Source organism: Pseudomonas marginalis (assembly GCF_024169655.1).
GTDB classification, from domain to species: domain Bacteria; phylum Pseudomonadota; class Gammaproteobacteria; order Pseudomonadales; family Pseudomonadaceae; genus Aquipseudomonas; species Aquipseudomonas paraveronii.
The window spans coordinates 2,426,019-2,440,013 of sequence record NZ_JALJWV010000001.1; the positions used below are offsets into that span (position 1 = coordinate 2,426,019).

10 protein-coding genes are annotated in these 13,995 nt (G+C 62.3%); 7 read left to right on the top strand and 3 right to left on the bottom strand.

The window, feature by feature from the left end; genetic code table 11:
- The first annotated feature begins 30 nt into the window (after positions 1–30).
- Positions 31–546, top strand: coding sequence for a nitrous oxide reductase accessory protein NosL (locus tag J2Y83_RS10975; RefSeq protein WP_253395130.1), 516 nt, complete (start codon positions 31–33; stop codon positions 544–546).
- A gap of 13 nt (positions 547–559) precedes the next feature.
- On the opposite strand, the gene J2Y83_RS10980 is transcribed toward J2Y83_RS10975, so the two are convergent.
- The 3 genes from J2Y83_RS10980 to J2Y83_RS10990 form a co-directional block, all read right to left on the bottom strand.
- On the bottom strand, positions 560–1,240 hold the full coding sequence (locus tag J2Y83_RS10980; protein ID WP_253395131.1) for a Crp/Fnr family transcriptional regulator: 681 nt from the start codon (positions 1,238–1,240) through the stop codon (positions 560–562).
- 530 nt (positions 1,241–1,770) lie between these two features.
- Positions 1,771–2,418, bottom strand: a complete 648-nt coding sequence (gene narL, locus J2Y83_RS10985) for a two-component system response regulator NarL (RefSeq protein ID WP_247401775.1) — start codon at positions 2,416–2,418, stop codon at positions 1,771–1,773.
- On the bottom strand, positions 2,415–4,217 hold the full coding sequence (locus J2Y83_RS10990) for a HAMP domain-containing protein (protein ID WP_253395132.1): 1,803 nt from the start codon (positions 4,215–4,217) through the stop codon (positions 2,415–2,417). Before J2Y83_RS10990 ends, narL begins: the two co-directional genes overlap by 4 nt.
- 311 nt (positions 4,218–4,528) lie before the next feature.
- On the opposite strand from J2Y83_RS10990, the gene J2Y83_RS10995 reads away from it, so the two are divergent.
- The 6 genes from J2Y83_RS10995 to narI are packed head-to-tail and all read left to right on the top strand — an operon-like array spanning position 4,529 to position 13,988.
- Positions 4,529–5,785 carry an MFS transporter gene (locus J2Y83_RS10995; protein ID WP_253395133.1) on the top strand — a complete coding sequence of 419 codons (1,257 nt, stop codon included), beginning with the start codon at positions 4,529–4,531 and terminating at the stop codon, positions 5,783–5,785.
- Between the two features lie 2 nt (positions 5,786–5,787).
- Complete coding sequence (locus tag J2Y83_RS11000; protein ID WP_247401779.1) at positions 5,788–7,185, top strand: NarK family nitrate/nitrite MFS transporter; 1,398 nt, start codon at positions 5,788–5,790, stop codon at positions 7,183–7,185.
- Positions 7,186–7,242: 57 nt separating this feature from the next.
- On the top strand, positions 7,243–11,016 hold the full coding sequence (locus J2Y83_RS11005) for a nitrate reductase subunit alpha (RefSeq protein WP_253395134.1): 3,774 nt from the start codon (positions 7,243–7,245) through the stop codon (positions 11,014–11,016).
- Between the two features lies 1 nt (position 11,017).
- Positions 11,018–12,556: a nitrate reductase subunit beta gene (narH, locus tag J2Y83_RS11010; RefSeq protein WP_017849323.1), complete on the top strand. Its 1,539-nt coding sequence runs from the start codon at positions 11,018–11,020 to the stop codon at positions 12,554–12,556.
- A gap of 3 nt (positions 12,557–12,559) precedes the next feature.
- Positions 12,560–13,315, top strand: coding sequence for a nitrate reductase molybdenum cofactor assembly chaperone (narJ, locus tag J2Y83_RS11015; protein WP_253395136.1), 756 nt, complete (start codon positions 12,560–12,562; stop codon positions 13,313–13,315).
- Complete coding sequence (gene narI, locus J2Y83_RS11020) at positions 13,308–13,988, top strand: respiratory nitrate reductase subunit gamma (RefSeq protein ID WP_253395138.1); 681 nt, start codon at positions 13,308–13,310, stop codon at positions 13,986–13,988. Before narJ ends, narI begins: the two co-directional genes overlap by 8 nt.
- The last annotated feature ends 7 nt before the right edge of the window (positions 13,989–13,995 follow it).

Here is a 13,995-nt window from a genome sequence, read left to right on the forward strand (position 1 = left end):
GGACTTTTTATGACTGTTGGAGTGAGTGATATGGGTTTCAAGACACGGTTAGTCGCGGCCTTGCTGGTCGGCTTATTGATAACCGCCTGCGACAAGGCGCCGGAGTCGAGCTTCAGCGAAGCACCGGTGGCGTTTCATCCCAACGACGAGTGCCACGTATGCGGCATGGTGATCAATCAATTTCCCGGGCCCAAGGGCCAAGTGGTAGAGCATGACGGGGTGAAGAAATTCTGTTCCACCGCCGAAATGCTCGGCTGGTGGTTGCAACCGGAAAACCGCCACGACGACGCCAAGCTGTACGTGCACGACATGGGCCGCAGCCAGTGGAATGCACCGGACGACAAGCACCTGATCGACGCCCGCACCGCCTACTACGTGATCGGCACCGGGCTCAAGGGCGCCATGGGCGTGGTGCTGGCTTCGTTTGCCGATGAGGCGAAGGCACAGAAAGTCGCGGCGGACACCGGTGGCCGGCTGTTGCGTTTCGAGCAGATCGACCTGGCGCTGTTGCAGCAACCGATGCCGATGATGCACAGCGGGCATTGACCGCGAGGGGGTATCAACCGGCTTGATACCCCATCAACTGCTCTTCGTTGAGGATTCGAATGGTGCGCTGGCGCACCTCGATCAACCCGCCTTCCACCAGCCGATGCAGAATCCTCGAAAACGTCTCCGGCTGAATCCCCAGCTTCGACGCCACCAGGCGCTTGGGCACCTGCAACACCACCTCGCTGTTGACGCCGTCGCGCTCCTGGAACAGGAAATTGATCACCCGGCGACTGGCATTGGCCAGGGTCAGGGTGTCGATGTCCTGGAGGCGCTGATGCAGGTGAATACTCATGCTCGCCAGAATCGCCAGGCAAATGGCCGGCTGATCTTCCAGCGCCCGTCGATAGTGTTGGCCTTCGATACTCACCAGGACGCTGTCCTTGAGCGCGGTGCCACTCACCGGGTACGCCTTGGCCTGGGTGAACAGCAGCGCTTCGGCAAACGTCTGGCCGGGGTGGATGACTTCCACCAGATGCTCCTGACCCTCGCCCGTGACCCGGTGCAGCTTGATCTGGCCGCTGACCAGCAGAAAGAACCGATCGGCGGGATCGCCCTGATGCATGAGCGGGGTGTGATTGGGCAAACGCCTGAGACTGGCCAGGGTGCAGACATCCTGAAAGGTTTTTTCAGGCAGCCGGCTGAACAGGTGATGCCGGCGCAAGGTTAGAACGATTTGGGGATGGGTGAGCATAAGGGCCTCCACGGGTCATCAGGGTAGGGCGGCCCGGGGTTTGGGGATATGCCTCGAAGGGGGTACCTCTTCCCGCGTTCGGTCAGCTTGGGTTAAAGAGGCGGCCTTAATGTGGGAGGGGGCTTGCCCCCGATGGCGGTGGATCAGTCATGTATGTAGTGGCTGACACACTGCTATCGGGGGCAAGCCCCCTCCCACATTTGGATCTCTATGGGTCAGATAGACCTTATTCTGCATGTGCTCTTGGGCGCGGCCTTATAGCCAACCTGATCCTGCAAGCCGAACGCGGTCAAAAATGTGGGAGGGGGCTTGCCCCCGATGGCGGTGGATCAGTCATGCATGGAGTGGCTGGCATACTGCTATCGGGGGCAAGCCCCCTCCCACATTTGGATCTCTATGGGTCAGATAGACCTCATTCTGCATGTGCTCTTGCCCGAGCATTAGCGAGGTGCCGAGTGTTGGGGCAAGAGCGGAGCCACCAGCCGCCGCTATCGAAGAAACGGATATGTACCCAATCCCCCGAAAAACCATCAACCCGCTTGCCGCAAATGCTCCATCGCCCAAACCGCTGCCTCCACCCGCGACCGCAACCCCAACTTATGCAGCAAATTCTTCACGTGTACCTTCACCGTCCCCTCGGTAATCCCCAGCTTATGCCCGATCACCTTATTGCTATACCCACTGGCAATCGTGCGCAGCACCTGGCGCTCCCGCTCCGTCAAATCCACCGCCGCATGGGGTTGCGGCGAGCGCAGCGCCTGGGCCAGCACCCGCGTCAACCCGGGGCTGATCACCAACGCCCCATGCAACGCATCGCGGATGAACTCCACCACCAACTCCGGCTCCATGTCTTTGAGCAGATACCCGTTGGCATCCAGGCGTAGCGCGTCGCGAATGTCATCCTCGGCATCGGACACGGTAAACAGCAGCACCTTGCCCGCATAGTTCATGGCACGCAGGCGGCGCAGGGTTTCCAGGCCGTTCATCTGCGGCATGTTGTTGTCCAGCAGCACCAGGTCCGGTTGCAGGCTCTCGATCTGGTCCAGGGCTTCCTGGCCATTGCCGGCTTCGCCGACCACCTGCAAATCGTCTTCCAACTCGAGTATCTGACGCATGCCGCGGCGCATCATCGGGTGATCGTCGACCAGCAGGATACGGTGGCGGGGGAGTGTGCTCATGGGTGGTTGCCTTGTAGAGGTTGCCCGAGAAATTCCGGTTGAAAGCGCATTTGCACCCGCGTGCCCTGGGGCTCGCGGGGGACGATGTCGAGTTGGCCGTGCAGGCTGCGTGCACGTTCGTCCATGATGGTCAGGCCGTGGTGTTCACGTTGGTCGACGGCGCCGCAAAAGCCACGGCCGTCGTCCTCGATGCTCAGGCTTACGGTCTCGCCCTCCTGGCGCAGTTGCAGCCAGGCGTTTTGCGCATGGGCGTGGCGCAGGCAGTTGGACAGGGCCTCGCGGGTGATTTGCAGCAAGTGGATCTGCTCGCTGGCCGACAATTGGAAGGCGAGCGCGTCGACGTGCAGGTGCACCTGGAATTCGCCGCGCCGGGAGAACTCTTCGGCGGTGTCCGACAGTTCCTGTACCAGCCCGGCATCGTGGATTTGCAGGCGGAAGGTGGTCAGCAGCTCGCGCAGTTGGCGGTAGGCGTTGTTCAGGCCGTCGCGCAGTTCGGCGGTGACGGTGGCCAGGGTCTCCACCGGCTCGCCACGGCGGATCAGGGTTTGCATGCGGCTGACTTGCAGCTTCATGTACGACAGCGCCTGGGCCAGGGAGTCGTGCAGTTCCCGGGCGATGATGGTGCGCTCGTCAAGCAGCAGCAAACGATGATCCTGTTCGCGCTGGCGTTTGAGCGACAGCGAGGTGCCGATCAGGTTGGCCAGGGCCTGGATCAATTGCTTCTCCCAGTCCTGCGGGGGATGGCCATCGTCGAAGTGGGCCTTGAGTTCGCCCAGTTCCGAGCCCTGGTTGCTGATGCTGAATACCTGCGGCGGCGCGACTTTGTGTTTATGGCAGCTCGCGCAATCGCCGATGGCGCAGATGTTGCGGCTGTCGCCGCCGTGCAAGGCGAGCATCTGCTGGGCCGGTGCGAGGAAGTGGCCTTGCAGGCACAACGACAGGCGCAACCCCGGCAGGCGTTTCTGGAAGCGCCGGATCAATTCGTCCAGGCCTTCGGCATTGGCCAGGCGCGTGGCCAGGCTACTGCTGCTCTGGTACAGCAGTTCGAGGGCGGCGTTGGCTTGTTGCAGGTTGAGGGTCTTGAGGCGCACCTGGCTTTCCAGGGTACGGTGGGACGCCTCGATGGTCTCGGCCATGGTGTTGAAGCTCAGGGCCAGTTGCCCCAGCTCATCGTCGGAACGGTGGTTGACCCGGGTCTTGAAGTCGCCGTCACGAAAGCGCCGGGTGGCCTGTACCAGTTCCTGCAAAGGGTTGACCACGCCGTACTGCAATTCATGCAGGCCGATCAACAGGATGATCAGCGTGCTGAACAGCGCCAGGCCCTGGATGCCTTGCTGCCAGCCTTGTTTTTGTTCGCTCTGTTGCTGCAACAGGCTGACGAATTGATTCATTTGCTCGACGAATGCCGGTGCGCTGGCCTGGAACAGCGCCGCATCACCGCGCACCAGGGCCGGGTGCAGCTCGTCGTTCCAGCGTTGCTGGATCTGTTGGTAGCTCTGCAGCAGGGCGCTGTTCGGGCCGTCTTCCAGCACCGCCTTGAGCGACTGGCTGTCGAGGCGCCCTTGCAGGCTCTGGGTGATGGCGTCGATCTCCGCAACCGGCGCGGCAGCGGCGAGTCGCCAGCTCAGGTGGTAGGTCTCCATGCGCACGGAACCGGCAGTGTTGATCGCTGCGGCGTCGCCCTGGCTGAACCAGGCGATCAGCCCCGCGCTCAAGGAACTGGCGAGGGCCAGGATGGCGATCAGGATCACGGCCAAGCCGGCGCGCGCGGGCAGGGAGCTGCGCAGCCAGTTAAACATCACGGCGTATTCGGAGGGGGGAGAAAGCCTGCATGGCGGCACCTGAAAAGGAAAAACGAGCTGGGAAAGCGCGATCCCTGGCGCACTACCTCTAAAGAGTTGCCGGCAAACCCTCCCACGGGAAAACGCCGGCACAAGAGATCAATCCATTGATAAATAAAGACTTTCTCTTGTCATAGGGACTACCTCCTTAGAGGTATGTGCGGTCAGCATAGCCTTATACCCCCCAGGTGGACGTTGATCTGCGTCAAGTTCTGCGGGGGGGCCGCCCCTAACCTGCGCTCATGAAATCACCTTCTGGAGCGCATACCGTGACTCAACCCCGTATAAGACAAGGCTTGGTGCTGGGCATGAGCACGCTGGCCTTCACCGTCTGCTTTATGGTGTGGATGATGTTCGCCGTGTTGGGCGTGCCCATCAAAGAGCTGCTGCAACTCAACGAAACCCAGTTCGGCCTGCTGGCCGCCACGCCGGTCTTGACCGGTTCCCTGGTGCGCTTGCCATTGGGCTTGCTGACTGACCGTTTCGGCGGGCGCATCGTGTTCTTCCTGTTGATGCTGGCCTGCGTGCTGCCGCTGTACCTGATCACCTACGCCACCGCCTATTGGCAGTTCCTGGTGCTGGGCCTGTTTGTCGGTCTGGCCGGTGGTTCGTTCTCGGTGGGCATCGCCTACGTCGCCAAGTGGTTCGACAAGGACAACCAGGGCTTCGCCATGGGCGTGTTCGGCGCCGGTAACGCCGGGGCTGCGGTCACCAAATTCCTTGCCCCGGCGCTGATCGCCCTTGGCACCTGGCACCTGGTGCCCAAGGTGTTCGGCGCGATCCTGTTCATCACCGCGCTGCTGTTCTGGTTCCTCACCAGCGAAAACAAGGCCCACCGCAGTGCCGGCGGCGCCACCTTGCGCGAGCAACTGCGGTGCCTGAAAGACCCGGCCGTGTGGCGCTACTGCCAGTACTACTCGATTGTCTTCGGCGGCTACGTCGGCCTGGCGTTGTGGATGACCAAATACTACGTGCAGGAATACGGTTTCAGCCTGCAAAGCGCCGCGCTGCTGGCCGCCTGTTTCTCCCTGCCCGGTGGCGTGCTGCGCGCAGTCGGCGGTTGGATGTCCGACCGCTGGGGCGCCCAGAGCGTGACCTGGTGGGTGTTGTGGGTGAGCTGGATCTGCCTGTTCCTGCTCAGCTACCCGCAGACCCAACTGCAAGTGATGACCGTCAACGGTCCGCTGGATTTGCACATCGGCCTCAACCCCACTCTGTTCACCGTGCTGCTGTTCGTGATGGGCATCGCCTTCGCGTTCGGCAAGGCCTCGGTATTCAAGTACATCGCCAATGACTACCCGCAGAACATGGGCGCGGTGTCCGGCATCGTCGGCCTGGCCGGTGGCCTCGGGGGCTTTGTGCTGCCGATTCTGTTTGGCGCCCTGGTGGACCTCACCGGCGTGCGCTCGTCCTGCTTCATGTTGATGTACGGCGTGGTCTGGGTGTCCCTGACCTGGATGTACCTCAGCGAAATCCGCAAACAACCGCTGCTGGGCCACACCGCCCAACGTCTCCAAGGAGAATGAACATGTCCATCGCGCAAAAGCCCGAGTCGGGCCCGGTGATTCACGACTGGCGCCCCGAGGACCCCGCGTTCTGGGGGGCCAGCGGCAAAAAAACCGCTACCCGCAACCTGTGGATCTCGATTCCCGCACTGCTCCTGGCCTTCGCCGTGTGGATGGTGTGGAGCACGGTGATCGTGCGCCTGAACGCCATCGGCTTCAGCTTCACCACCGACCAGCTGTTCTGGCTGGCGGCGTTGCCCGGCCTGTCCGGCGCGACCTTGCGGGTGTTCTATTCGTTCATGGTGCCGATCTTCGGCGGACGCCGCTGGACCGCCCTGAGCACCGCGTCGCTGCTGCTGCCGGCGCTGTGGATGGGTTTCGCGGTGCAAGACCCCAACACCCCTTACAGCGTGTTCGTGCTGATCGCCTTGCTGTGCGGGTTTGGCGGCGGCAACTTCGCCTCCAGCATGTCCAACATCAGTTTCTTCTACCCCAAGTCGCAGCAGGGCACGGCCCTGGGCCTGAACGCCGGCCTCGGTAATCTTGGCGTGTCGGTGATGCAGTTCTGCGTGCCGCTGGTGATCACCTTCGGGGTGTTCGGCATGGTCGGTGGGCAAGCGCAAACCCTGCCCGACGGTAGCCAGTTGTGGCTGCAAAACGCCGGGTTCATCTGGGTGCCGTTCATCCTCACCGTCACCGTGGCGGCCTGGTTCGGCATGAATGACCTGTCCAGCGCTCGCGCTTCGTTCAGCGAGCAGGCGGTGATCTTCAAACGCAAGCACAACTGGCTGATGTGCTGGTTGTACCTGGCGACCTTCGGTTCGTTCATCGGCTTTTCGGCGGCGTTCCCGCTGCTGATCAAAACCTCGTTTCCGGACGTGGTGGCGTTGAAGTTTGCCTTCCTCGGCCCGCTGGTCGGCGCCCTGGTACGCCCACTGGGCGGCTGGCTGGCGGACAAACTGGGCGGCGCGCGGGTGACCCTGTGGAACTTCGTGCTGATGATCGTGATGGTGTTCGGCGTGCTGCACTTCCTGCCGCAGAACGGCCAGGGCGGCAATTTCTACGGTTTCCTCGGGATGTTCATGTTGCTGTTCATCACCACTGGCGTGGGCAACGGCTCCACCTTCCGCATGATCCCGGTGATCTTCCGCACCCAGCACGAGAAAGCCAGCGCCGGTAAATCCGCCGCCGAGCGCGAGCAGGCGATCAAGAATGCCGGCAAGGAATCGGCCGCCGTGCTGGGGTTCAGTTCGGCGATGGGCGCCTTCGGTGCGTTCTTTATTCCCAAGTCCTTCGGCACCTCCATGGCCGCCACCGGCAGCCCGGCGATGGCCTTCTACATGTTTGTCGGTTTCTACCTGAGCTGCATCGTCGTGACCTGGTGGTGGTATGCCCGCAAAGGCTGCGCCACACCCTGCTAGTCCGACCTGAATTCGCGGGGCAACGCACCCCGCAGCACGCCTGATGAGGAAAGCACCATGAGTCATTTATTGGATCAACTGCGGTTCTTCAACCGCAAACAAAACGAATTCTCCGACGGCCACGGTGAGACTCGCAAAGAGTCCCGTGACTGGGAAAACGTCTACCGTTCGCGCTGGCAGTACGACAAGATCGTGCGTTCCACCCACGGCGTGAACTGCACCGGCTCCTGCTCGTGGAAGATCTACGTGAAGAACGGCCTGATCACCTGGGAAACCCAGCAGACCGACTACCCGCGCACCCGCAACGACCTGCCCAACCACGAACCCCGCGGCTGCCCGCGTGGTGCGAGCTACAGCTGGTACATCTATAGTGCCAACCGGCTCAAGTACCCGAAGATCCGCAAGCCGCTGCTCAAACTGTGGCGTGAAGCGCGCCAGACCCTGGCGCCGGTGGAAGCCTGGGCGAGCATTGTCGAGGACAAGGCCAAGGCCGACTCCTACAAGAGCAAGCGCGGCATGGGCGGTTTCATTCGCTCGAACTGGGAGGAGGTGAATGAAATCATCGCCGCCTCCAACGTCTACACCATCAAGCAATACGGCCCGGACCGCATCGTCGGCTTCTCGCCGATCCCGGCCATGTCCATGGTCAGCTACGCGGCGGGTTCGCGTTACCTGTCGCTGATCGGCGGCGTGTGCCTGAGCTTCTACGACTGGTACTGCGACCTGCCACCGGCCTCGCCGATGGTGTGGGGCGAGCAGACCGACGTGCCGGAATCGGCCGACTGGTACAACTCCAACTACATCATCGCCTGGGGTTCGAACGTTCCGCAGACCCGTACCCCAGACGCGCACTTCTTCACCGAGGTGCGTTACAAGGGCACCAAGACCGTGGCGATCACCCCCGACTATTCGGAAGTGGCCAAGCTCACCGACCTGTGGCTCAATCCTAAGCAGGGCACCGACGCCGCGCTGGCCCAGGCTTTCAACCATGTGATCTTCAAAGAATTTCACCTGGACAAGCCGAGCGCCTACTTCACCGACTACGCCAAGCGCTTCACCGACTTGCCGGTGCTGGTGATGCTCAAGCCGATGACCGGTTTCGCCCCGGGCGCAGGCTACCAGCCGGACCGCTTCCTGCGCGCCTCGGACCTCACCGGCAACCTCGGTCAGGACAACAACCCGGAATGGAAAACCATCGCCCTCGACGAGAGCGGCGAACTGGTCTCGCCGCAAGGCTCCATTGGCTATCGCTGGGGCGAGAAGGGCAAGTGGAACATCCTCGCCAAAGAGGGCGGCGAAGGCCGCACGATCGACCTGAAACTCAGCCTGATCGGTGACGACGTCGCCGAAGTCGCGTTCCCGTATTTTGCCGGCGAAGTCCAGGAGCATTTCCAGCACGTGGCCGGCGAGGCGGTGCAGTACCGCCGCGTGCCGGTGCACAACGTGACCCTGGCCGACGGCAGCGTGGCCAAGGTGGCGACCGTGTTCGACCTGTCGGCGGCCAACCTGGCCATCGACCGTGGCCTGGGCGGCCACAACGTGGCCAAGGACTACGACGACGCCAGCGTGCCGGGCACCCCGGCGTGGCAGGAAGCGATCACCGGCGTCAGCCGCGAGAAAGCCATCCAGATCGCCCGTGAGTTTGCCGACAACGCCGACAAGACCAAGGGCCGCTCGATGATCATCGTCGGCGCGGCGATGAATCACTGGTACCACATGGACATGAACTACCGCGGGCTGATCAACATGCTCATGCTCTGCGGTTGCGTCGGCCAGACTGGCGGCGGTTGGGCGCACTATGTCGGCCAGGAAAAACTGCGCCCGCAATGCGGCTGGTTGCCCCTGGCCTTCGGCCTGGACTGGAACCGCCCACCGCGCCAGATGAACGGCACCAGCTTCTTCTATGGCCACAGTTCGCAATGGCGTCACGAGAAAATGAGCATGCACGATGTGCTCTCGCCACTGGCCGACAAGTCGCAGTTCCCCGAACACGCGCTGGATTACAACATCCGCGCCGAACGCGCCGGCTGGTTGCCCAGCGCGCCGCAGCTCAACACCAACCCGCTGCACATCTGCCGTGAGGCGGCCGCAGCCGGCATGACGCCGAAAGACTACGTGGTCAAATCCTGGCAGGACGGCAGCCTGCGCTTTGCCTGCGAACAGCCGGACAGCCCGGTGAACTTCCCGCGCAACATGTTCATCTGGCGCTCCAACCTGCTCGGTTCGTCGGGTAAGGGCCATGAGTACATGCTCAAGTACCTGTTGGGCACCAAGAACGGCGTGATGAACGAAGACATCGGCCACAGCACCGAGTGCAAACCGACCGAGGCCGAATGGGTCGAGGACGGCGCCATCGGCAAGCTCGACCTGGTGACCACGCTGGACTTCCGCATGTCCTCCACCTGCGTGTATTCCGACATCGTCTTGCCGACCGCCACCTGGTACGAAAAAGACGACATGAACACCTCGGACATGCACCCGTTCATCCACCCATTGTCGGCGGCTATCGACCCGGCGTGGGAATCGCGCTCCGACTGGGAAATCTACAAAGGCATCGCCAAGGCGTTCTCGGCCATGTCGGTCGGCCACTTGGGTGTGGAACAAGACCTGGTTACCGTACCGCTGATGCACGACAGCGTCGGCGAACTGGCCCAGCCGTTTGGCGGCACCGACTGGAAAAGCGCACGCGTGGCCCCGGTACCCGGCAAAAACGCGCCGAACATCGCAGTGGTGGAACGCGACTACCCGAACATCTACAAGCAGTTCTCGTCGCTGGGCCCGATGCTGGAAAAACTCGGCAACGGCGGCAAGGGCATCAACTGGAACACCGATGAAGAAGTCGAGTTCCTCGGCGAACTCAACCATCACGAAAACGATGCCGGGATCAGCCATGGCCGGCCGAAAATCGACACCGCTATCGACGCCGCCGAGGTGATCCTGTCCCTGGCCCCGGAAACCAACGGCAAGGTCGCCTTGAAAGCCTGGGCCGCGCTGTCGGAATTCACCGGCATCGACCACAGCCACCTGGCGATCTCCAAGGCCCATGAAGCGATCCGCTTCCGCGATATCCAGGCGCAGCCGCGCAAGATCATCTCCAGCCCGACCTGGTCTGGCCTCGAAGACGAACACGTGAGCTACAACGCCGGCTACACCAACGTCCATGAAAACATCCCATGGCGCACCATCACCGGCCGCCAGCAGTTCTACCAGGATCACCCGTGGATGCAGGCGTTCGGCGAGCAGTTGATGAGCTACCGGCCACCGGTCAACACCAAGACCATCGAAGGCGTGAAGGGCAAGCGCAGCAATGGCGAAACCGAGATCGTGCTGAACTGGATCACCCCGCACCAGAAGTGGGGCATCCACAGCACCTACAGCGACAACCTGCTGATGCTCACCTTGAGCCGTGGCGGCCCGATTGTGTGGCTCTCGGAAATCGACGCCAAGCGCGCCGGGATCGAGGACAACGACTGGATCGAGTGCTTCAACGTCAACGGCGCACTGACCGCCCGTGCAGTGGTCAGCCAGCGCGTCAAGGAAGGCATGGTGATGATGTACCACGCCCAGGAACGCATCGTGAACGTGCCGGGTTCGGAAACCACCAAGACCCGTGGCGGCCACCACAACTCGGTAACCCGCGTGGTGCTTAAGCCGACCCACATGATCGGCGGCTATGCCCAGCAGGCCTACGGTTTCAACTACTACGGCACGGTCGGTTGCAACCGCGACGAGTTTGTCGTGGTGCGCAAAATGGCCAAGGTCGACTGGCTCGATGGTTCCACCGGCGATGACTTGCCGCGCCCATTGCCGACTGATATCGAGGAGAACTGAGATGAAGATTCGCTCACAGATCGGCATGGTCCTGAACCTGGACAAATGCATCGGCTGCCACACCTGTTCCATCACCTGCAAAAACGTCTGGACCAGCCGTGAAGGCATGGAATACGCCTGGTTCAACAACGTCGAGTCCAAGCCCGGCATCGGTTACCCCAAAGAATGGGAAAACCAGGACAAGTGGAAGGGCGGCTGGGTGCGCAACGCCAACGGCTCGATCAACCCGCGCATCGGCGGCAAGTTCCGCGTGTTGGCGAACATCTTCGCCAACCCTGACCTGCCGAGCCTGGACGACTACTACGAGCCGTTCGACTTCGACTACCAGCACCTGCACACCGCGCCTTTGGGCGAGCACCAGCCGACCGCGCGCCCGCGTTCGCTGGTGTCCGGCAAGCGCATGCAGAAAATCGAGTGGGGCCCGAACTGGGAAGAAATCCTCGGCACCGAGTTCGCCAAGCGCCGCAAGGACAAGAACTTCGACCAGATCCAGGCCGACATTTATGGCGAGTACGAAAACACCTTCATGATGTACCTGCCGCGCCTGTGCGAGCACTGCCTCAACCCGGCGTGCGCGGCCTCGTGCCCGAGCGGTGCGATCTACAAGCGTGAAGAAGACGGCATCGTGCTGATCGACCAGGAAAAGTGCCGCGGCTGGCGCATGTGCATCAGCGGCTGCCCGTACAAGAAGATCTACTTCAACTGGAAGAGCGGCAAGTCCGAGAAGTGCATCTTCTGCTACCCACGCATCGAAGCCGGCATGCCTACCGTGTGTGCCGAAACCTGCGTCGGCCGGATCCGCTACCTCGGCGTGTTGCTCTACGACGCTGACCGCATCAGCGAAGTGGCGAGCACCGCCAACGAGCAGGACCTGTACGAGAAGCAGCTGGAAATCTTCCTCGACCCGAATGACCCGGCGGTGATTCGCCAGGCCCTGGCCGATGGCGTGCCGCAGTCGGTGATCGACTCGGCGCAGCGCTCGCCGGTGTACAAAATGGCCGTCGATTGGAAACTCGCACTGCCGCTGCACCCGGAATACCGCACCTTGCCGATGGTCTGGTACGTGCCGCCACTGTCGCCGATCCAGAACGCTGCCGCTGCCGGTACCGTAGGCATGAACGGGGTGATCCCGGATGTCGACAGCCTGCGCATTCCGCTGCGTTACCTGGCCAACCTGCTGACCGCCGGCGATGAAAAACCGGTCAAGCGTGCGCTCAAACGCCTGTTGGCGATGCGTGCCTACAAACGCTCCCAGCAAGTCGACGGCGTGCAGGACCTGCAAGTGCTCGAAGACGTCGGCCTGAGCGTGGAACAGGTGGAAGAGATGTACCGCTACCTGGCGATCGCCAACTACGAAGACCGCTTTGTGGTGCCGAGCGCGCACCGTGAAGACGCCATGAGCGATGCGTTCGCCGAACGCTCCGGCTGTGGTTTCAGCTTCGGCAGCGGTTGCAGCGGCAGCTCCGACACCAACATGTTCGGCGCCAAGAAGGCCAACCGCCGCGACGTGCTGAAAACCGTCCAGATCTGGGAGGACTGAGCCATGCGCATTCTTAAAGTGATTTCGTTGCTGCTGGACTACCCCACCGAAACCCTGGTGAACGGCCGCGACGAACTGGAACAGGCGATTATCGAGTCGCGGGAAATCAGCCCCAAGCAGCGCGGTGCGTTGTTCGAGTTGCTTGAGCTGATCTGCGCCAATGACCTGATGGATGGCCAGGAACACTACGGCGCGCTGTTCGGCCGGGGGCGCTCGCTGTCGCTGCTGCTGTTCGAACACGTCCACGGCGAGTCCCGCGACCGTGGCCAGGCCATGGTCGACATGATGGCCCAGTACGAAGAGGCCGGGTTTGCCATCGGCGTCAAGGAGCTGCCGGACTATATCCCGCTGTACCTGGAGTTCCTCTCGACCCGCGAAGACATCGAGGCCCGCGAGGGCCTGGCGGATGTGGCGCACCTGCTGGCGCTGCTCGCCGCACGTCTGGACGAGCGCGAGAGCGCCTACGCCAGTTGCTTCCGGGCATTGCTGCAGATCTCGGGTGCCGAGCCGCACCAGGCCGTGGCCGAGCTGCGCGCCCAGGTCGCCGCCGAGCCGCGTGACGACTCCCTCGAAGCCCTGGACAAAATCTGGGAAGAGGAAGCGGTGGACTTTATGCAGGCCGAACAACAGGACCGTTGCAGCTCGATGCCCAGCGCACCGGGTAAAGCCCGCGAAGAAAGCGCGGTGCCGTTGCACTGGGTGGATTTTCAGCAAGAAGGGCAGGCCGCAGTGCCAGCCGCGGAGGTGGGTAATGTCTAAGTGGAATTTGCTGGTTTTCGGGGTGTACCCCTATGTCGCCCTGGCGATCTGCCTGTTGGGCAGTTGGGCGCGGTTCGACCTGTCGCAGTACACCTGGAAGGCCGGCTCCAGCCAGATGCTCAACAACCGTGGCATGCGCGTGGCGAGCAACTTCTTCCACATCGGCGTGCTGTTCGTGCTGGCCGGGCACTTTGTCGGCCTGCTGACCCCGGCGTCGGTCTATCACCATGTGATCAGCACTGAGCACAAGCAATTGCTGGCGATGGTCTCCGGCGGCGTCTTTGGCCTGCTGTGCCTGGTGGGCTTGCTGATGCTGGTCAAGCGCCGCCTGAGCGACCCGCGTGTACGTGCCACATCGAGCCCGTCGGACATCCTGATCCTGCTGGTGCTGCTCGCGCAGTTGGTGCTTGGCTTGCTGACCATCGTCGCCTCCACCGGGCATATGGACGGTTCGGTGATGGTGATGCTCGCCGACTGGGCGCAGAACGTGGTGCTGTTGCGGCCGGTGGACGCGGCGGCGTCGATCGAGCCGGTCAGCCTGATCTACAAGGCGCATGTGGCGCTGGGCTTGACCCTGTTCGTACTGTTCCCGTTTACCCGCTTGGTGCATATGGTCAGCGCGCCGATCTGGTACTTGGGGCGTCGTTATCAAATCGTGCGGCAGAAGTATTGAGGAGAAC